The organism is Gordonia aquimaris, assembly GCF_026262595.1.
Taxonomy (GTDB): Bacteria; Actinomycetota; Actinomycetes; order Mycobacteriales; family Mycobacteriaceae; genus Gordonia; species Gordonia tangerina.
On record NZ_JAPKFM010000026.1, the window covers coordinates 15913 to 36364 of the forward strand.

The 20452-nt window shown below is 67.5% G+C and carries 19 protein-coding genes and 1 pseudogene; 13 read left to right on the plus strand and 7 right to left on the minus strand.

Going from position 1 to position 20452, the window contains the following annotated elements:
* Positions 1-211: 211 nt before the first annotated feature.
* Positions 212-565: a DUF2200 domain-containing protein gene (locus OSB52_RS19920; protein WP_235721619.1), complete on the plus strand. Its 354-nt coding sequence runs from the start codon at positions 212-214 to the stop codon at positions 563-565.
* Positions 566-655: 90 nt separating this feature from the next.
* Here OSB52_RS19920 and OSB52_RS19925 read toward each other — a convergent pair whose 3' ends face one another.
* Both OSB52_RS19925 and OSB52_RS19930 read right to left on the minus strand, forming a co-directional pair.
* A complete protein-coding gene (locus OSB52_RS19925; RefSeq protein ID WP_266063262.1) occupies positions 656-1645 on the minus strand; it encodes an ADP-ribosylglycohydrolase family protein in 990 nt (329 codons plus the stop codon).
* A 409-nt stretch (positions 1646-2054) separates the two neighbouring features.
* Positions 2055-3326, minus strand: a complete 1272-nt coding sequence (locus tag OSB52_RS19930) for a vWA domain-containing protein (protein WP_266063263.1) — start codon at positions 3324-3326, stop codon at positions 2055-2057.
* Positions 3327-3423: 97 nt separating this feature from the next.
* Between OSB52_RS19930 and OSB52_RS19935 the strand changes: the two genes are divergently transcribed.
* On the plus strand, positions 3424-4140 hold the full coding sequence (locus tag OSB52_RS19935; protein ID WP_266063264.1) for an NUDIX hydrolase: 717 nt from the start codon (positions 3424-3426) through the stop codon (positions 4138-4140).
* 67 nt (positions 4141-4207) lie between these two features.
* Here the strand turns inward: OSB52_RS19935 and OSB52_RS19940 are convergent, their stop codons facing one another.
* A complete protein-coding gene (locus tag OSB52_RS19940; RefSeq protein ID WP_266063266.1) occupies positions 4208-4678 on the minus strand; it encodes a hypothetical protein in 471 nt (156 codons plus the stop codon).
* Positions 4679-4822: 144 nt separating this feature from the next.
* Positions 4823-5686 (minus strand): MerR family transcriptional regulator, encoded by an 864-nt coding sequence (locus tag OSB52_RS19945; RefSeq protein WP_266063268.1) that lies wholly within the window; start codon positions 5684-5686, stop codon positions 4823-4825.
* Between the two features lie 134 nt (positions 5687-5820).
* Between OSB52_RS19945 and OSB52_RS19950 the strand changes: the two genes are divergently transcribed.
* From OSB52_RS19950 to OSB52_RS19975, 6 genes and pseudogenes are all read left to right on the plus strand, one after another.
* The gene (locus OSB52_RS19950; protein ID WP_266063270.1) at positions 5821-6801 is read left to right on the plus strand and encodes an alpha/beta hydrolase; all 981 of its coding nucleotides are present in this window, start codon (positions 5821-5823) and stop codon (positions 6799-6801) included.
* A pseudogene (locus tag OSB52_RS19955) lies at positions 6798-7654 on the plus strand (SDR family NAD(P)-dependent oxidoreductase). The gene OSB52_RS19950 and the pseudogene OSB52_RS19955 overlap by 4 nt, the downstream one beginning before the upstream one ends.
* Position 7655: 1 nt before the next feature.
* A complete protein-coding gene (locus OSB52_RS19960) occupies positions 7656-8573 on the plus strand; it encodes a ferritin-like domain-containing protein (protein WP_266063271.1) in 918 nt (305 codons plus the stop codon).
* Entirely contained in the window at positions 8570-10078 is a 1509-nt protein-coding gene (locus OSB52_RS19965) for a flavin-containing monooxygenase (protein WP_266063272.1), read from the plus strand. The genes OSB52_RS19960 and OSB52_RS19965 overlap by 4 nt, the downstream gene beginning before the upstream one ends.
* Before the next feature lie 92 nt (positions 10079-10170).
* Entirely contained in the window at positions 10171-10476 is a 306-nt protein-coding gene (locus tag OSB52_RS19970; protein WP_266063273.1) for a hypothetical protein, read from the plus strand.
* Positions 10477-10589: 113 nt separating this feature from the next.
* Positions 10590-12155, plus strand: coding sequence for an AMP-binding protein (locus OSB52_RS19975; protein WP_266063274.1), 1566 nt, complete (start codon positions 10590-10592; stop codon positions 12153-12155).
* A 71-nt stretch (positions 12156-12226) separates the two neighbouring features.
* Here OSB52_RS19975 and OSB52_RS19980 read toward each other — a convergent pair whose 3' ends face one another.
* Positions 12227-12622 (minus strand): hypothetical protein, encoded by a 396-nt coding sequence (locus tag OSB52_RS19980; protein WP_235721631.1) that lies wholly within the window; start codon positions 12620-12622, stop codon positions 12227-12229.
* Positions 12623-12799: 177 nt separating this feature from the next.
* Here OSB52_RS19980 and OSB52_RS19985 point away from each other — a divergent pair, with 177 nt between their 5' ends.
* From OSB52_RS19985 to OSB52_RS20000, 4 genes are all read left to right on the plus strand, one after another.
* Positions 12800-13276 (plus strand): hypothetical protein, encoded by a 477-nt coding sequence (locus tag OSB52_RS19985; protein ID WP_266063275.1) that lies wholly within the window; start codon positions 12800-12802, stop codon positions 13274-13276.
* A 412-nt stretch (positions 13277-13688) separates the two neighbouring features.
* The gene (locus OSB52_RS19990; protein ID WP_266063276.1) at positions 13689-14981 is read left to right on the plus strand and encodes a hypothetical protein; all 1293 of its coding nucleotides are present in this window, start codon (positions 13689-13691) and stop codon (positions 14979-14981) included.
* Between the two features lie 43 nt (positions 14982-15024).
* Entirely contained in the window at positions 15025-15546 is a 522-nt protein-coding gene (locus OSB52_RS19995; RefSeq protein WP_266063277.1) for a nuclear transport factor 2 family protein, read from the plus strand.
* Positions 15547-15762: 216 nt separating this feature from the next.
* Complete coding sequence (locus OSB52_RS20000) at positions 15763-16257, plus strand: Rv2732c family membrane protein (protein ID WP_266063278.1); 495 nt, start codon at positions 15763-15765, stop codon at positions 16255-16257.
* Here the strand turns inward: OSB52_RS20000 and OSB52_RS20005 are convergent.
* Entirely contained in the window at positions 16250-19522 is a 3273-nt protein-coding gene (locus tag OSB52_RS20005; protein WP_266063279.1) for an ATP-binding protein, read from the minus strand. The genes OSB52_RS20000 and OSB52_RS20005 overlap by 8 nt on opposite strands.
* 217 nt (positions 19523-19739) lie before the next feature.
* Entirely contained in the window at positions 19740-20165 is a 426-nt protein-coding gene (locus tag OSB52_RS20010) for a DUF309 domain-containing protein (protein WP_266063280.1), read from the minus strand.
* 84 nt (positions 20166-20249) lie between these two features.
* Here OSB52_RS20010 and OSB52_RS20015 point away from each other — a divergent pair, with 84 nt between their 5' ends.
* Entirely contained in the window at positions 20250-20417 is a 168-nt protein-coding gene (locus tag OSB52_RS20015; RefSeq protein WP_266063281.1) for a hypothetical protein, read from the plus strand.
* Positions 20418-20452 lie beyond the last annotated feature (35 nt).

The window sequence follows — 20452 nt, forward strand, 5'->3', positions numbered from 1 at the left end:
TTCACGCGGCGCGGTCCGTGCGCTGCGTGTGGTGGCGTGGCGGGGTGATCGCATCACGAGTACTAACGGGGGCGGGCGCTAATCAGCTGGACAGTGTGACGTGAGTCATATTGGCGACGCGTGATCAAGCGTTACCGCCCTGCTTCCGGCGAAGGGTGGCGTAGCCGCACCGCCTGGCACAATCATCCCCACCCGACGAAGGAGAGCAACCATGGCAGAGCACCGTATCTTCACCACGAGCTTCGCCAGCATCTACCCGCACTATGTGGCCAAGGCCGAGCGCAAGGACCACACGAAGGCGGAGGTCGACCAGGTGATCACCTGGCTCACCGGCTACGACGACGCCGGCTTGGAGAAGGTGATCGCCGACGAAACCGACCTGAAGACCTTCTTCGCCGAAGCACCTGACTTCAACCCGAACGCCGAACTCATCACTGGTGTCATCTGCGGGCATCGCGTCGAGGAGATCGAGGACCCGCTGATGCAGAAGATCCGGTACATGGACAAGCTCGTCGACGAGGTCGCGAAGGGGAAGAAGATGACGTCGATTCTGCGGGGGAGTTGATAGTCGCGGACCCGCGCATCCACATGAAGAACTGACATCCACGCTGGTTGCAACCAGCGTGGATGTCAGTCCTCCATGTTTCTTGGGCCGTCATCGGCCCGGCTCGATGGCACCAGCGAGGGCGATGAGGTCACGTGCGGTATGTGCACGGCCGTTGTCGTGCGGCCAACCATGCACCGCCTCTCGCCATTCATCGGGCACAGCACTCGCACCCCACCTCGCCCCGAGCAACCCACCCGCGATCGCGGCCACAGTATCGGTGTCGTTGCCGATCCGGATCGCGGCATACAGCGCGTGTTCGAGGTGCGTCGCGTCGTCGGCCGGGGTCTGCGTGATCGCCGCAGTGGCCGCCTGCAGGGCGGTAACCGTGAACCCGTTGGGTGCGAACACCTTCGGATCGCAGACCAGGCTGTCGTCGAGCCAGCGCTTCCACTGCGCCGCGCTATCTGCGAGTAGGAGGTCGAGACCGGCGAAGACGTCGATGCGTCCGTCGAGCACCGCCACACGAATCGCCTCACACCACAGCACACACGAATCGCCGGCGAGCGGATCGGCATGCGTTAGCGACGCGACCAGACGCGCAGCATCTGCGAGCTGACCCCGGTCGTCGAGATGCGCCAACGCGACGGGTGCGGTGCGCATCAGGGCGCCGTTGCCCGCGGAGTGCGGGTGGGTGTCGGCGTAGCGCCGGGACTCCTCGCGCATGATGCGGCTGACGCCCCGCTCACCGGAGTCGAGGCGGCGGCGGGTCGCGCTGAGCACCGCGCGGGTTTGAGTGCCGACATCGGGTGGACCGCCGTCGAACCAGCGCAGGAAGTTCTCGCCGACGGCGTCGAGGGCGTCGTCGGAGGTGAGGTCGACGCCCGTCGCGGCGACGAGGGCGATCGCCAGGGCCATCGAGGTGTCGTCGCTCCACTCGCCGGGCGCGAAGTCGCCGAGGCCGCCGCCGAGCATCTGCGGGGTCTCGTCTGCGTGCAGGATGCGGGACTCGAACTCGTAGGGGACGCCGAGGGCGTCGCCGACCGCGGTGCCGAGGAGAACGCCTGTGGCGCGGTTGAGTTGGGTGGGGGAGAGGGGCAAGGAGGGTCTCCTGTTGGGGGATTTGCGTGTGAGTACTGGTCTCGATACGCTCGCTCGCCCAGGGGCTCGCGGGCTACTCGACCAGCAGTTTGGATGCGGCGGCAACTGCTGATCGAGTAGCGGCGAACGGAGTGAATCGCGTATCGAGATCGACCAGCAGTTGGGGTGCTGGTCTCGATACGCTCGCTCGCCTAGCGGCTCGCGGGCTACTCGACCAGCAGTTTGGGTGCGGCGGCAGTTGCTGGTCGAGTATCGAGATCGACCTGCAGTTGGGGTGCTGGTCTCGATACGCTCGCTCGCCCAGGGGCTCGCGGGCTACTCCTTGGATCGAGTAGCGGCGAACGAAGTGAGTCGCGTATCGAGATCGACCAGCAGTTTGGGTGCGGCAGCTGCTGGTCGCGTATCGAGATCAGTCCCGCCGACGGCCGCGCTTGCGGTTGCCGAGGTGGTAGGAGTCGCGGGTCGCCTTGGAGGCATAGATGGCTCCGGTGATGGGGGCCTCGGCGCTGAGGTCCTCGATCATCTGCAGCTCCTGGTCGATCAATGCGCGCTCTGCGGGCATCGCCAACGCGGACGCCGCCTGCAGTCGGTCGCGGGAGGCGCGCATCGACGCCAATCCGGCGTCGAGGTCGCCGGCCTCGTAGGCCTGCGACGCCTCCAGCTTGGCCGCCTGCCCTTCCTGATATAGCCGCTCGGACTGTACCTTCGGGTCGGGCACGCGGTCACCGAGCTCGTCGCCGGGCACCACGTTGACCGAGATCGGTAGCGACACCGTGTGTTCGGTGAGAGTGGCCGTCTCCACATACCGCAATTCCAGCGATGCGATCTGCGCGAGTCCGAGTGCAGCCAGACCGTCGACCTTCATCCGCAGCAACAGCTTGCGCTCCTCAAGCGCGTAGAGGTCACCGAGTTCGATCATCACCTCGCCGTCGGCGGTCTGGTGCGCGGGTAGGTCGTTGTACACCGAGAGCTCCTGAACCTGCGGCACGAACCGCACGGTCAGCGTCACCGCCTGCGCCGACTTCGCCAGCAGCCCCTCGACCTCGCCGGCGATGGCGCCGCCGGCGGCATCCGGGTCGTCGGCGAACACGTGATTGCCGTTGCCGGAGCGGGCAATCGCCGACAGCAGTGTCTCGTCGTAGCCGCGGCCGTACCCCAACGTGGAGGTGACGATGCCGTCCGCGGCGGCCTTCGCGGTGATACTCGCGAACTCGTCGAGCTCCTGAATCCCGCGGTTGACGTGTCCGTCGCTGATCACCAGCACCGTGCCGCCGCGGATGCCGGCCGCGGTAGTGGCGCGACGCAGTTCCTGCAGACCCCGCAGGTAGCCCGACGACAGGTCGGTGCACCCGCCGGGCGTGATCGCGGTGATCGCGTCGGTGGCGCGTTGCTTGTCGGCCAGTGTTGCGGCGGGGACCACGACCTGGGCGGAGTCGTCGAAGGTAACCACACCGAACACATCGGACGGATCGAGTTGCGCGACCACCCCGGCCAACGCTGCGCGGGCACCCTCGAGAGGCGGCCCGGACATCGACCCGCTGCGGTCGAGCACCACCTGCAGTGCGGTGGGGGCACGGTCGGTGCCCGGCGCGGCGGGTGCCTGCAATTCCAACAACACGGTGACCTCGTCGGCGGCCTCGTGGGCCACGACCTCGACGTCGAGAGCGGCGGAGAGTTTCATCGTCATTCCTTCCTCCCACCTGGCATCCGACCGAGGCGGTGACTTTGCGCGATTTTGAGAATACTACTTTGCGCAGACACTCGCATAGGGTTGGGTCGTGAGTGCACGTTCGACCTCTCGCCTCAGCGACTATCCGCGGCCCAACGTCGCCGTCGACATCGCCGTTCTCACGGTGCTCGACGGTTCGTTGTGCGTGGTGATCCAACGAAATCCGGACTCCGCAGGTGCGGCGTTGCCGGGCCGGTTCGTCCGTGAACGGCGGACCGTCGACGAGACGGTGCGTGAGGTTCTCGAACTCAAACTGGGGCTCTCGCCCGACCACGTCCGACCGCATCTGTTGGCGGTCTTCAGTGATCCAGATCGAGATCCTCGCGGGTGGACGATCTCGATCGCGCATGCCGTGGCGTTGCCTGCCGCGGACTTGTCCGATGTCGACGGTGAGCTCGCACCGCTCACCTCGCACGGTCGGTTGGCCTCAGGTGAGCGGTTGCTGTTCGACCACGACGCGATCATTGCAGCCGCCACGGACAACCTTCGTGATCGCTACGAGGACCAGCCCGATCCGGACAACCTGCTGCACCCGCCTTACACGCTTTCGGAGCTGCGTGAGCTGCACGAAGCCATCCTCGGGCGGCGGTTGATGCGTGATTCGTTCAACCGTCGGGTGCAGCCGCTGCTGGCCGCAGAGATCACCCCGGAAGGCACACCGGCGACGCGGGTCGGTGGGGGCCGGCCGGCGCGGCTCTACACCAAGGACGCACCGTCGACGGCGACGTTCGGGTGGCGGCTGCCGACGGCGGAGAGTGGGGAGTGATCGACCGGCCGCGCGTGAGTTGGCTCGCCGAAACCGCCCCAGGGGCCGCCCACTCCCATCGGCCCACTCACCACTGATCGAAGCCGACGTTCACATTCGGGTAGCGGCTGCTGATGGTGTGGCTCATCCAGTAGTTCTGGGCGTGCGGGCCCCAGATGCCGCTCATCGAGGTGTTGACGTTGCCCTTCATGTTCTCGATCTCGTAGTTCGCGGTCGGTCCGACGTGGCCGATCTTGTACTGCGCGTTGGCCGTCAGATAGTTGCTGAACGGGGCCACGGCAGTGATGGTTTCGCTGGCACCCGGGTACAGCACACGCTGCGGCGCATTCACCCACTGACCGGACTGTCCGGCGGTGGCCCCGATGAGGTACTCGGGCTTGTCGGTGTGGTTCGTGATGGTCATCGCGATGGTGGGTTCGCCGGGACGCGTGACGGGCAGGGTGCCGGCGTTGGCGGCTCCGGCGACGGCGAATCCGATGCCCGCGGTGGCGGCGACAACGGCTGCTCCGGCGGCGATGCGGCGAGTGGTGGTGTTCATGATCGTTCTCCTGGGTTCGGGCCGGGGCGGTGGTCGTTCCGGCGACACCCATGACTCTGCTCCGGTCGGCACCGATGCGGATTCCGCCAACCGGGTGATGCGCCGGTGGACTGCGGGGTCCACCGATTGGGGGACAGTCGTTGCTCAGTCGGCGGTCGGTCCGCCGGTCTGATCCGAGAGTGACTGTGCCAGCAGTGTGTTCGTCGTCTGAGTGAGTGTGGCGCGGGTGGCCGCATCGGCCAGCGCCCGTAGTTGAATCAGGGTGAGGGTCACTTCGGTGAGCTGTTGATCCGAGGTGCCGCCGGGCGGTGTGGCCAGGGTGTCGGCGGCTTCGACCAGCGTCTGATGTAGCGCCTCGAAGGCCGGGTAGACGCGCTCGACGACGTCGATCACGGTTGCGGCCGAACGGGTTTCGGTGACCAGCGGCAAGATCGCGTTCAGCACGTCCGGCTCGTCGACCGTCACCTCATCGTCGGCGATGATCGTGATGACGTTCAGCTTCGCCAATCGGGTGGCCGCATCGTCGTCGATGCCGGCCTCGGACAACTCGGCCAGCGTGGTGCTCCGCACACCACCGGACTCCTGGATCTCGGTCAGATCGTGTTCGAGGCCCAGGACGTCGGCGATCTGACCGCCGTTCTGCCAGGCGGTCAGCAACTCGTCGATGTGGGCGAGGGCGTAGCCGCGCGACAGCATCGAACTGATCAACGCCAGGCGCGAGACATGCGCGTCGGAGTACAGCGTCACGCGTCCGACGCGGCGCGGTGCGGGTAGCAACCCCCGCTCGCGATACACCCGGATGTTGCGGGTGGTGACCCCGGAGACCCGCGCCAGATCGTCAATCCGGTAGCGCGCCACCTCGGGTTGGCGTGACGCCTGATGGGTGGCGCCGGCGAGGAATCGGGCGACCGCAGTTTCGAGATCACGTGACTGTTTTCCGACGTATCGGGGTGTGGCCGACAGTTGCTCGATCAGCGTCGTCAGCTGAGCCAAGCGCGTCGAAGGCACTCGCGCCATCTCCCTGGTACCTCCCGACCTCCGTGGTGCGCCCCCACCCTAAGGCATGTCCGCCGGCGACCGCCCAGCCAGGCATTACCGATTGTGCCATTGACAGATGGCGCAGTCAGTGTTGCGATCTGGGTGTGACGGAAACCTCATCGGCCTCTCGCCTCGCGAACTGGGTGACTCGGCGGACGCTCCGACCGTTCGCCGAGATACTGCCCGGCGGCTCGCTGCAGATCCGGACCTCGCGCATGATCGTGGCCGCCGGCATGCTGATCGGCTGCCCACCGCCGCACCACGTGCGCGTTGAGCGCCTGGCCACCGGCACCTTTCGTGGCGAGTGGGTGTATCCACCCGACGTGAAGCAGTCGCGCCAGATCATCCTGTACGTCCACGGCAGCGGGTATGCCGTGTGCTCGGCGCGCACCCATCGTGGTCTCGTCGCCCGCCTCACCCATCTCACCGGCATGCCCGCCTTCACCGTCGACTACCGGCTCGCCCCGGAGCACCCGTTTCCGGCGGCCGCCGACGACGTGGAAGCCGCCTACGCCTGGCTGCAGGACATCGGCTACCAGCCGCAGAACATCACCGTCGCCGGCGACTCCGCGGGCGGCCACCTCATCCTGGATCTGTTGGCCGAAAACGGTCGTCACGGGCGACCGCAACCCCGCTCGGTGGTGATGATGTCGCCGCTGGTCGACCTCACCCTGACTCTCGCCGCACTGCGCGAACGCGAACACGGCCCCGATCCGCTCATCTCCGCCCGGGCGGCACGCAGACTGGTACGGCACTACACCCGAGGCCACCCCGACGACCTGCCACGGCTCAAACTCGCCCTCGAACGCGCCGATGACATGCCGCGCAGTCTCATTCATGTCGGCGGCGCCGAGATGCTGGGGACCGACGCCCGGCAGGCGCAGCGGATGCTCATCGACGCCGGCAGCGACTGCGAACTCCGGGAATGGCCGGGCCAAACCCATGTGTTCCAGGCACTTCCGGCGCTCATTCCGGAAGCCACCCCTGCCCTGCGGCAGATCGCCGCGTTCATCCGGCAGCCCTTCGGTCCATCCGCAGACGTCGATGTGACCGTCGCCCAGCAGAAGGATCACGCCACGACATGACCAGTAAACGATCACACCAGGCCCGCGCCGTCGTCACCGGTGCAGGCAGCGGTATCGGACGAGCCTTAGCGCTGGAACTCGCCGCCCGCGGCGGTCGCGTACTGTGCGCCGACATCGACGTCGACCGCGCCCTCGACACCGTCCGGCTCATCGGCGATTCCGGGAGCGGCCAGGCCGAGGCGCTGTTCTGCGACGTCGCCGACCCCGACGACATGCGCACCCTGGCCGCGCGGGCACCCGAACTCCTCGGCGGACCCACCTCGCTGATGATCAACAACGCCGGCGTCGGCATCGGCGGGCGCGCCGTCGGCGACATCGGCATCGACGACTGGGACTGGGCGCTGGGAATCAACCTGCGCGGCATGGTCTCGGCTCGGAACTCTTCCTGCCGCAACTGCGCGAATCCGGCCGAGGCGGACTGATCAACGTGGCGTCGGCCGCCGCCTTCGCCGCAGGCCCCGGCATGGCGCCCTACAACGTCGGCAAGGCCGGGGTGCTGGCGCTGTCGGAGACCATCTCCGCCGAACTGTCCGGCACCGACCTCGCCGTCACCGTGCTGTGCCCGACCTTCGTCAAGACCAACGTCGCCGCCGACGGCCGGATCACCGGGGAGGCACAGAAACTCGCCGAGACGCTCATGCGCTACAGCGGCCGGTCACCCGAGCAGGTGGCGCGGCAGACGCTCGACGCCAACGACCGCGGCCACCTGTATGTGGTGCCCCAACTCGAAGCCAAAGCGATCTGGCTGACCAAACGACTGCTGCCACGCACCTACACCTTCGGCGCCGGCATCCTGCACCGACTCGCACCCACCACCACCCAACCCGCAGATCGCATCACGGAAGGAGCCTGACATGCCGATCGTGCTCAAGGACATGCTGCAGACCATCAAAGACCGTCAATGGGCGCTCGCCGACATCGACTGGGACGCCCCGGGTGCCGAGCTGATCACCGACGAACAGAAGCCGAAACTCAAGGCATTCATGGCGGATCTGGTGTGGATCGAGAACGTCGGCGCCCGCGGCTTCGCGGCCCTGGCCAAGAAGGCCCCCGACGACACCCTCGCCGAGATCTACCGATACTTCCACGCCGAAGAACAGAAACACGCCAACGCCGAACTGGCCCTGATGCGGCGGTGGGGCATGCTCGAAGACGACGAGGTGCCCGAACCGAACGTCAACATCCGGCTGGCCATCGAATGGCTCGACACCTTCGCCGACCGGATGTCGTTGCCGGTGCTGGGCACGGTGATCCCCATGCTCGAGGTCGCGCTCGACGGTGCGCTGCTGAAGTTTCTGCTCGAAGAGGTGCACGACCCGGTGTGCCATGAGGCGTTCCGCAAGATCAATGCCGACGAATCACGCCACCTGGCCGTCGACTTCCACGCGCTGGACATGATCGGCAACGCCCGCGCTCGCAAACTCGTCATCGAAGCCGTCGGTACCGTCGCGTCGCCGGGCGTCCTCATCGGCGCCCTGATGTATGTTCCGCTGCTGAACAAGATGCGCGACAACATCGTCGACATGGGCCTCAAGGAAGAACGACTCTACGAAGCGATGAAGCGCTTCAAGAAGAACGGCGAGCGCGGCAACGGCACCCGGCTCATCACCTATCAGGTCCTCAAGTATCACGCCGGCTGGGTCATCAACCGCGACAGCCCCTATCACTACTTCGCCGACACCATGGTGAAGCTGACCGACCACTATCCACGCTTCCTGTTGCGACCTCAACCCAGTTGGTCGAAGGAACTGACCTACGAGCCGGTCGCATGAGCGGGGAGGCCACGGTGGTCGCCGACACCACCACGGTCATCATCGGCGCAGGATTCGCCGGCATCGGTACAGCCATCCGGTTGTTGCAGTCCGGCCACGACGATTTCGTGATTCTGGAACGCGATGTGCGGCCGGGCGGTACCTGGCGCGACAACGACTACCCGGGCGCCGCCTGCGACATCCCGTCCCGTCTCTACTCGTATTCGTTCGCACCCAATCCCGACTGGTCGCACACCTATTCGGGTAGCGGCGAGATCCTCGCCTACATCGACACGATGATCGCCGACCACGGTCTCGACCGACACATCCGCTACTCCCATCTCGTCACCGGCCTCGAGTTCGATGAGACCGCCGGCACCTGGCGCGTCGACATCGCCGACCGCAAGCCGATCGTCGCGCGCACCGCAGTGATCGCGTCGGGGCCGCTGTCCACGCCGGGATATCCCGACATCCCTGGGATCGACGAATTCACCGGCCACCGCATGCATTCGGCGGCGTGGGACCATTCCTACGACTTCGCCGACAAGAAGGTCGGCGTGATCGGTACCGGCGCGAGCGCGGTGCAGATCATCCCCGAACTGGTCCGCGACGGTGCCGAGGTGACCGTGTTCCAACGCACCCCGGGTTGGGTGCTGCCACGGTTGGACCGAGCCATCTCCGGTTCGGCGCGACGGCTCTACGGCGCCATCCCGCTGACGCAGAACCTCGCACGTCAGCTGTGGTTCTGGGGACATGAGTCGGTGGCGGTGGGTGCGGTGTGGAACTCGCCGTTCACCCGGGTCATCGAGGCGGTCGCGAAGGCGAACCTGCGCGCGCAGGTGCGCGATCCGTGGATGCGACGACAGTTGACCCCGGACTTCCGGGCCGGCTGTAAACGCCTGCTGATGACCAGCGACTACTACCCTGCGTTGCAGGCCGACAACTGCACGTTGGTGACCTGGCCGATCGCCCGGATCTGCGAACGAGGGGTGCGCAGCGTCGAAGGCATCGAACGGCGCTTCGACTGCCTGGTGTTCGCCACCGGCTTCGAGGTGTCCAAGCAGGGCACGCCCATCCCGATCCGCGGACGCGGCGGCCGGGTGCTGGCCGACGAATGGTCACGCGGCGCGTACGCGTATCGGAGTTTCGCGGTGTCGGGCTATCCGAACCTGTACTTCACCTTCGGCCCCAACTCGGGACCCGGCCACAACTCGGCGCTGGTGTACATGGAGGCGCAGATCGACGCGATCGTCACCGCGATCGGCTTGGTCCGCGACCGCGACCTCACGCTGCTCGACGTCCATCAACCGGCACAGGACGCCTACAACCGCGCCATCCAGAAGCGGCTCGAGCACACCACCTGGAACTCCGGTTGCCGCAGTTGGTATCTCACCGACGACGGCTTCAATGCCACCATGTATCCGGGCTTCGCGTCGCAGTTCATCGCGCAGATGCGGACGGTCGACTTCACCCGGGACTTCCGGGCGGTGGCGGCAGCCGATAGTCGGGAGCCCAGCGCGGTGTAGGGGTGGGGCCACGACACGTCCCGATGTCCTCGGGTCTGCCGCGGTTGCCTCGTAGAGTGAGGGCCAGGCGACAACCGAGGGTGGGCCGTGCGATGGGCAAGAAGCGTGACGTGGCGAAACGTCTCGAAGCCGACGTGGCCCGGCTGCAGTCGGAGTTCATCCGGGTCGACACCTACCTGCGTACGCGAATTTCGCGCCTCGAGAAGACGGCCGCCGAGGTACAGGCCTTGGTGCGGACGGCGACGGAGACGACTGCGGCGCCCGCTGTGCCGACGACCCCGACACCGGCGCCTGTCCGCCGGCCACCGCCCGCCGTCGTCGTCTCGCCGGCCAAGAAGGCCATCGCGAACTGGCCGGCCGTGACCCGCACCTACCTGGCGCCGACCGCCCCGCCATAAGGGTCGTCGGATTATTCCTCCCCCGGGTGTTGCTTTGTCCCCCGACGGCCGCTGGCGGAGGAAGCGATACCCGGGGGACGAACCGCGAGCGACGACGAAGGAGTCGAGCACCTATGACGGACCCGGACCGACCCGCGCCGGCCGACTTCACGTTCGCGTCGCTGAGTCCGGTGTCGTTTCTGTCGCGTGCTGCGGCGGTGTTCGCCGAGCGCACCGCCATCATCGACGGCGACCGCACGTTCAGCTACGCCGAGTTCTACCAACGGGCATCGCAGCTGACGGCGGCACTGGCCGGCCTCGGCGTCGGGCCGGGCGACCGCGTCGCGGCGCTGTGCGCCAACAGTCACGTGATGCTGGAGATGCACAACGCATTACCGGGCTCCGGAGCGGTGCTGGTGCCGCTCAACATTCGACTGTCCGAAGCCGAGCTGGGCTACATCCTCGATCACAGCGGCGCACGCCTGCTGGTGGCGACGCACGAGTTCGCGGATACGGCGCGGTCGGTCGCCGAGGCGGTCGGCATCCGGGTGGTGATCGCCGGCGGCAGCGACGACCAGTACGAGTCGCTGCTCACCACCTCCAGCACCCCGATCTGGCGTGACGTCGACGAACGCGGGCTGCTCGCCATCAACTACACCTCGGGTACCACCGGGCGGCCCAAAGGCGTGATGTACCACCATCGCGGCGCCTACCTGCAGTCGCTGGCGATGGCGTATCACTCCGGTGTCGGTCCGGGCTCGAACTATCTGTGGACGCTCCCGATGTTCCATTGTGACGGTTGGTGTTTCACGTGGGCGCTGACCGCGGCCGGCGCCACCCATGTGTGCCTTCGCGCCATCGACACCGCTCAGATCTGGCGGCATCTCACCGCCGACGGCATCACCCACTTCAGCGCCGCGCCGACGGTGCTCACAATGATCGCCGAGGACCCCGCCGCCGCGCGCCTCGAGCACACCGTGCAGGCCGCGACCGGTGGTGCGCCGCCATCACCGGCGTTGCTGTCGCGGATGGCCGACCTCGGCATCGAGGTCACCCACCTGTACGGGCTGACCGAGACGTTCGGCCCGATCGCCGTCAACCAATGGCAACCCGAATGGGATGCGGCTGAGCCGAGCGAACGCGCGATCCTCGAGGCGCGTCAGGGAATCGGCAACATCTCCGCTGGTGTGCTGCGCGTGGTGACCGAGGACGGCGCCGACGTCCCGGCCGACGCTGCCACCGAGGGCGAGTTGGTGGCGCGCGGCAACAACGTGATGCTCGGCTACTACCTCGATCCCGACGCCACCGCCGCGGCCACGATCGACGGTTGGCTGCGTACCGGCGATGTCGCGGTGATGCATCCCGACGGCTACACCGAGATCCGCGACCGCAGCAAGGATGTGATCATCTCCGACGGCGAGAACATCGCGTCGGTGGAGGTGGAACGCGTGCTGGACAGTCACCCTGACGTCGTCGAGTCGGCGGTGGTGGCCCGCGCCGACGAGCGGTGGGGTGAAGTGCCGGTCGCCTATGTGACGGTACGTCGGGGCGCGGAGCTGACGGCCGAGGATCTCGTCGTGTTTGTCCGAGAACGTCTGGCGCGCTTCAAGGTTCCCAAGCAGATCGTGTTCGCCGATCTGCCGAAGACGTCGACGGGAAAGATTCAGAAGAACGTTCTGCGGGGACGGCAGGGCGGGTAGTTGTCCCCCGGGGTTTTGGCAGACTCTCCCTAAACGTACGGAGAATGTGGCGATACCCGGGGGACGAACCTTCAGCGAGTCTTCTTGAGGGTGTAGTCGGCGACTGGGATGCCACCGAGAACGTAGTTCGTGCCGCGGTAGCCTGATTTGGTCTTCGACCACTCGGTGCGTGCGTACCACTGCATCAAAGGGTGCGTGGTGAGGGTTGACGTAATGCCACCGCGGCGTGTCTGGTCGATCTCGAAAGTCGAGGAGTTCGATGGGCCGACGCCGTAGAAATCCTGATACATCCGGTTACCGACGACCTTGACGTTGGTGTCGGGGTAGGGAATGAACCCGTAGACGCGCGACTGCATCTTGTACTGACCCGGGTCGATCTTGGCTTCTGCCGATCCGGCTCCGACGGAAATACCCAAGACCGCGGCCCCACCGATCAATGCGCCCGCGATGATTCGATTGATGTTCACAAGGGGCGGACTCTATCGAATTCGCTACGGGGCAGACGAGGCGATTCCCGCCTTGTCGTTCGTGCGAATGGTGGGGGACGACTCCGCCGTGATCGGAGTCAACCGGCATGCTCGGGACAACTGCTGGCGGCCTCGAAGTCGTCCCCTGGCGAGCGCGCGACGTGGTATCAACGGCGCATGCAGGATCGATGGGCGGGCGTCCGGCGTGAGCTGACACCGCTGCGCGCCGGCATCGGGCTGGTCGTGACGGTGATCCTCGTCGTCGTCATCTGGCAGGGCTATCTCACGATGCAGGGCCGGCAGAGCAGCGAAGAGGTCGCCACCTCGGCCTGTACCGAAGCGCTGCGGTCGAAGGTGCAGGCGACGTTCGACGCCGTCGGTGTCGGTACCGCCAACGGCGAGGTTGGTGAGGCTGCCGAGTTCTCCGAGGTGTCGACCCGTCCCGTCGGTCTCACCGACGACGACCGCACGACGGTCGAGAACGCGGGTCACAGCGTGGATACCATCGACGTCGCGTGGGCGATGTCCGGCAGTATCACGATCCCCGGCTACCGCTTGAGCGAGGCCGCGTACGGACCGACGAACACCTTCGCGTGCACTGCGGCCGTGGTGGACGACGACACGGCGGTCGTGGTGCGCGCGACGATCAACTGATCGCTGGCGGTCGCTGCCTCAGGTGAGTCAACCGAATGAATGAATCTTGTCCCGTGAGCCGCTTACCCGGTGCCCCGATTCGCTGCTTTCGCCCCACGCATGTCAGAATCCGAGACGCTACGCCACCGATCCACATTGGTGCATCGGTGGACGTCGCGGCAGAGCTTTGTCGGGGGTAAGTGTTGTGATGCTGCTGTCGGGGGAAGTCGGTGCGTCCTGTGGGGACGGTGCCGACGTTCTACTTCGATGCTGACGTTCTCAGCGACACCGTCCGGCCTGGCGGCCCGATCAGGGTGTCCGTCGACGGGTTGTACGCGCGACCACCAGCGGTAACCACGCGAACAACCGCAGCACGAAATCAGCACGACCAGGCGCTCGGGGGAGGGTTCTGGATGACAGGGGAGTTGTATCGATGGGTGATCCATCACAGCGCACACAGGGCCGTCGCGAGAACGGTGAACGCCGCACGCCGGTGATGATGGGCTTGACCTCGGCGGCCGTGGCGGCCTCCATCGCGGTCGGCTTCGGAGCCGGAATGGCGCAGGCGGCACCGCATCAGGGCGGCACCAGCCCGAGCGACACCGCACCGCAGCAGGGCGGGACCACTCCGGAACAGGCCGCTCCGCAGCAGGGTGGCACCACACCGACGCCCGAGGTCGTCCCGGTTGTGGTGCCTGGTCCGGGTGCAATCCCCGCGCCTCCGCAGGAAGCGCCGTACCAGCCGTACGTCCAGCCGAGCACCTACACCGCACCGACCTACGAAGAGTCTTACGACCCGGTGCCCCAGCGCCCGCTGACCGCTCCGAAACCCGTTGCGCCGGTGCGTCCGATCGCGCCGCCGCCGGAGAAGATCCGTGTCGGCAACTTCATCACCGACATCCCGGAAGGCATGTCGGAGAAGGACGTCAACTCGGTCAACGCGTGGTCGGCGTACGGCGAGGCCAAAATCGCCCAAGGGCTGATCTCGGTGGGTGTGCCCGAGGACGAGGCTTCCCGCCAGGCGGCCGCGACGATCATCGGTGTGATGACGGGCGGTACGGCAGGTGCTGTGGCACTGGGTATCCCAGCTGCCGCGATGGGCGCTGTGGGTGGCGCGATCATCGGCACCGGTGTCGGTGCGGTTGCCGGCGGCATCTACAACGCGGTGACCTTCGCCGGTGTGAACGTGATCCCTGGTTTCGGCCCGATCGGGTACATGAATGCGATTGGGCTCGGTGCGCTGGCGGGCGCCGGTATCGGCCTTGCCGCGGGCGGCGCCATCGGTGCCGTGGGCGTGGGCGCTGCGGGTGCTGCAGTCGGTGCAGCCCTCGGTGGAACCGCCGGCGGTGCCGTCGCGTATGCCTTGGGTGCCGGTGACCCCGGCGCCAACCCCGACGAGCCATGGCAGCCGGGCGATCCAGAATCCACGCCGCTGCCCAACCCGGATGCCAACCAGTTCGAGCTGACGCTTTCGCGCGAGGACGCGCAGAAGGCAAGCCTGCCGCCGGTCGCTTACGTCGTCAACTCCCGCGGCGATGTCGATGCGTCGATCGCCGGTTTCGATCTGAACTGGACCGCCGAGCAGGCGATGGCCCCGTACGGCGTGCTCGGTGCCGGCGCGGCCAAGTCCGCCCAGCAGGCCACCAAGCAGCGCACCGAGGAAGCGAAGAAGTCGATTCCGAACCTGCATGTCGCGTGGCCGCAGGAGATCGCACCCGTCAACTGACGAATCGGCGCGCCGGTCTCGGCGCCGCACCTATCGTGACCGCATGACGTCCACCGACGACCTCGCGCGCCGACTCGACGACCTCGACCGCATCGAGGCGATCAAACAGCTGAAACACCGCTACTGGCGGGCGTGTGACGGCAAGGACCCGAACGGTTTCCGCCGGTGTTTCATCCGGTCCGGTGCACGCATCGACTACGGACCGCTGGGCGCGTTCGACGACGCGACGCCGATGACGCGGATCATCGAACAGGTGGCGTTGCATCGGGTCGACGGACAGTACGTCATTCTCGACATGCATCACGGCCTGCACCCCGACATCACGCTCACCTCCGCCACCACGGCGACCGGCCGTTGGACGTTGAAATTCCGACAGGTCAACCTGCTCGACCGCACCGAGCTGCTGATGACCGGGGAGTATGACGACGAGTACCAGATCGAGGACGGCGAGTGGAAGATGTCGGCGAGCACACTCACCCCGCGGTGGTCGTTGCGGCGGCCGCTGGGTGAGGACACTGTCGTGACACCGGTCCCCGCCGACCACCGGCGTGGTGGGTTCGCCTGATCGCCCGAACCGCATGCCTGGGCAGAACGCGGGTCGTCTTCGTTTCCGCAGGTCGGCGCGATTCGCGCGGGCGGTCGACGGCCCGCGTTCTCTGAGCCGACCTGCGCCGTCCGAGGCGACCCGCGCAACCCACCACGTCGGACCTGCCCCATTCGCAATACCGCCCGGTGTGCGGGAAGGTGGATACATCGGCGAACAACTGTTGGGAGGTGCGCGATGAAGGACGTCTTTGCCGACTACCATCGCGAGCTCGCCGGCATCGAACGGCGGGTGGCCCGCGAGGTGCGTCCCGGCGGACCGCGCCGGCGCGGACTGTGGACGGCGGTCGTGGTGGCGGCCGCCTCGTCGGCCCTGCCGCTGACCTTCCGCGGTGCCGGGTTCGCCGGCGGGCCCGACGCCTCGCTCCTGATGCGCGCCGACATCATTCTGGTGCTCGCGGTGGCCGGGTTGTCGGCGGCGGCGCTGTGCACCCGGCGCTGGGGTCTGGCGGCGTGCGCGTTCGGCGTCGGCGGTTTCACCTCGGCGTTCGGGCTCTTCGCGCTCTGGTCGCAGAACACTCTGCCCGAGCCTACGCCGACCGTCTCACCGCTGTACCTGGCCGGATGGATCGCGACGATCGTGGGCACCGTGCTGTGGGCGGCGGTCGTGACCAGTCGCCCGGCCACCGATCGCGACACGACCGACCGGAACGGGCCGGCATCGGCTAACTGATCGCCGCCAGACCGCGCCGCACCTTCTCCTCGACATCCGCAGCGATCTGCCGATGACGTTCGGCCGCAGCATGTTCACCGATCAGGTCGGCGAGCTCGGCCAGCACGACATCGATTGGGCCGAACGAGACGCTGGCGGCGTTGAGGCCCGCGATGGTGCCCGACCAGTCGACCAGCAACCGGTAGAGCCGGGCGGCTTCGTCGACCATGCCGAGCTTGACCAGCGCACGCGCATGGAAGACCTCCATGGACGTCCAGTAGTAGTCGCGGCTGGTGTATGGGTCGGTCTCGGCGATGGCCCGAGCCTCGTCGATGCGACCAGCATCGATGAGCGCATCGACGTACACCCATCCCACGGCGTGCGGGGTACGTTCGAACACCGCGGCGACCTCGTCGACGAGATGGCCGATGGAGCCGCGGAACCAGCCGACGCACAAGTGCCCGATCAGGTCGAACTCCCCGCCGGCCGGCATCCCGGCCGCCCGCAGCTGCGCGCTGAGCGCGGTGTATTTGGCTGCTGCCGAATCGAGTTCGCCGCGCAGGACGTCGGTGACCGCGCTGAACGCCGACAACACCACCACCAGCTCACCCACCCGACCGCTGGTGGCGCATTGCATGCCGGCCTGCATCTGCGCCACCGCACCCGGCAGATCGATCTGCGACATGCGGAGCAGGAACAGATAGAAGCGGGCGGCCGCCTCGTAGCCTCGGTTGCCGGATTCCTGGGTCAGGTCCAGGAATTCGGCGGCCAACGCCGAGTACTGATCGCGGCTGTCGGGGCCCAGCGCGGTGAACACGCGTGCGTTGAGTGCGGCACACAGCAGGTCGACGTCGTCGGCGTCCCGGGCCAGCCGCAGCGCCTCTTCGGCGCACTCGATGGCGAAGGCGTCGTCGGAGCCCTCGAACTCGAACACGGCGCTGATCAGCAGACGCACCCGGTCGATGCCGGTGGCGCCGGCCAGCGCATCGAGCACGGCCGCCGTCATCACCTCGTCGGGAACGCCTTTGGTGCGCGTCGACCAGATCCACGGAGTGCGCCAGCAGGTCAACGCCGCCACCACCAGGGCCGGGTCGTCGACGGTCCGCGCCAGCCGCAACGCGTCCTCGCGCCGAGCGCGGGCGGCAGAGATCTCGCCCCGATGAGCCAGCGCGGTCACCAGATCACACAACGCGTGGACCATCCGCACCCGATCATCGGCCGATGCGGTGGAGCGAGCGTGACCGGCCAAGTCGTGCAGATCCACCGCGTGCTGCCACAGTGGCGCGGAGTCGGCGGCGAACTCGGACGAAAAACGATGACGCGCTGCCTCTTCCACGATTCTCAACGCATCGTCGGCGGTGCTGCTCGATGCGCCGAGCGCCGCGTGCACGGCCAACTCGTCGGTGACCGTGGGGTTGCGGGCGGCCAGCAACTGCATGGTGCGCCAGTGCAGCCGCCGGCGCCGCAACGTCGGGATGGCGTCGTAGACGGCGTCACGCATCAGAACATGGGTGAACCGCACGCGGTCGGCTTCGGCGCTGAGCAGACCGGCCACCACCGCCGAGTCGATGGCGTCGAGCACGGTGTCCTCGGCATCGTCGTCGGGCCAGAGTCCGATGATCGTGTCGACGTCGCACTCACGGCCGCAGACGGCGGCCAGGCGCAGCATCGTGACCGTCTGTTCGGGGAGTCGCTCCACCCGGCGTAGCAACACCTCCCGCACTCCGCTGGGCACCGCCGTCTGCGCGTCTCGGGTGCCGCGGGAGGCCACGAGTTTCGCCAATTCGCGTACGAACAGTGGGTTCCCGTCGGTGCGCGAACGCAGCAGCGCCAAAGTCGGGTCGTCGACCGGGTCGAGGCCGGCGTCGGCGGCCAGCGCCCGGATTCCGTCATCGGACAGTCCCGCCAGAACGAGATGATCGGCGGTGGCGGAGATCAATGCGGCTGCGGTGGCGAGTAGTTCGATGCTCGCCTCCGACGGCCGGTAGGTTGCGACCACCAGTGCCGGCCGGTCGGCCAGCCAGGTGACGAGTTGTCGAAGTACCTGCAGGGTGGCGCTGTCGGCGCGGTGGGTGTCGTCGATGAGCAGCGCCACCCCCGAGCCGTCGGCGGAGCGGGACTCGCAGGCGCCGCGCACCTGCCGGGCGATCAGGAACGGGTCGTCGATCTCGTTGTCGCCGTCGAGTTCTGCCACCACCTCACGCCACGCCCAGGCGGTCGGGGCGCCGTCGACCTCCGGGCACTGTCCGAATGCGGTGACCCATCCCGACGCGCGCAGGTGCTGACCAAAGGTTCGTGCCAGGGTGGTCTTCCCGCCACCGGCCTCCGCGGTGATCCACACGATTCGTAGGCCGGTACGTCGCGCCGTCTCGGCATGTTCGGCGAGTTTCTCGAGTTCGGATTCCCGTCCGGCGGACTCCCGGTGTTCCGGACCTGCGGAGCGGTCCACCTCGGGTGGGTCGGCGTAGACGGTCGGCGGGGCCTCGGGAGCCCGTGTCGCGGTGGGTGCATCGAGCGCGGGGTCCTGTTGCAGGATGTCCGATTCGAGAGTGCGGATCTTGACCGACGGGTCCACCCCGAGTTCGTCGGCGAGGTACTCGCGCAGCGTCCGCAGGGTGCGCAGCGCGTCGGCCTGACGGCCCAGCCGGTACTGCGCGAGCGCCAGGAGTCCGAACAACTCTTCGCGGGTGGAATGGGTCTCGCACAGCGCGGGCAGTTCGGCGACGACCTCCGCCGCACGTCCCAGATCCAGGGCGGCGGCTGCGCGCTGTTCTACGGTGTGCAACCACAGCTCGTCGAGGCGTGCCACCTCCGGGCCCGCCCACTCGTCGGCGGCATGCGGACCGAACGGGTCACCGCGCCAGAGCGATTGCGCCTCGCCGAGGCGGGCGTAGCGGCCAGCCGGGTCGGGGCCTGCGGTCCCGGCCAGATCGGCGAAGCGCCACAGGTCCACCGCATCTCGGGGTAGGTGCAGCGCATAGCCGGGAGGTTCGCTCACCAGGATCCGCGCCGGGGTGCGTGGCGCCCGCTGCGGTTCGAGGATGCGGCGCAGGTTGGAGATGTGCACCTGCAATCCGGCGAGAGCCTTCGGTGGCGGCTCGCCGTTCCACAGGTCGTCGATGAGTCGATCGGTGGACACCACCCGGCCGTCGGCGGCGGCGAGGCGCGCCAGAACCGCGCGCCCACGCCGCGACTTGATCTCGGCGGGACGGCCGTCGACGTCGGCGCGGACGGTCCCGGACAGGGTGATAGACACGACGGGACCCGCTTCGACGTCCATCGACATCGTTCACGCTCCTCGCCGCCCGCGGCGCGCCATCCGCCGTCCCCATCGAAGATTATCGCCGTGACGTGGCAATTGCGTGCGGTTCATCCGTCTGGTCGACGACTGTCCGATTCTCTCGGCGACATCGGCGTTGCCGTCGGCAGGGTTCGGGTGCCCCGCCGGCATCGCCGGAGGCGGTAGGGCGCCCAGGGCCTACGCGTACCGGTCGGGCCCGTGATCAGCCGCCGAAACGTTCCTGCGCGCAGCTGCAGATGGCGTCGAGGTGCAGGCCGAAGGTGAGGCCCCCGGTCGCGCCGTATTCGGTCAGGCGCTCGGCGCCGCGGGCGTACAGGCGTCTGGCTCCGGTCGGGTTGCCGCGCTCGTGATGGGTGAGACCCACGCAGAGCTGTGCGAGCCCCTGCCACAGTGGACGCTCATCCACTGGGCAGTCCTTCCAGCGGTTCTCGAAGACCTCGTGGGCGGAAAACGGCCGCCCCTCGGCGAGTAGTCGGCGGGCCAGCTCGATCGACTGCTGTGGCGGCAACGCCTCCTCGGGAACCGGCTCGACACCCTCCGCGCCGTAGGGCAATGGTCGCCCCAGCCGGTCACGCGGACGCGCCTGGCGGGCGTGACCCTCGCTATCGCGGTCGCGGTGCTGAGTCATGACGCCACCACTCGCATGACTCCGACTCTACGTCGTGGGTCACGTGCCGAGAAACGAGATGACCTCGCTGGTCGGTGACCAGCGGTGTTACCGACCCGGCGAGACGAGATCGACGAAGCGGCGCTCGAACGACTCCATCAGCACAACCTCGGCTGCGGAATCGGCGACCGCTGTGGCATCGACAACCGCGACGACACCGCCCACCTGCAGCCGATCAACCCGAGTTTCGAGAACACCTGGCCGCGTTGGTGAGTGCCTCCTGAAATCGGCTTCGTGGGGGTCGTCCG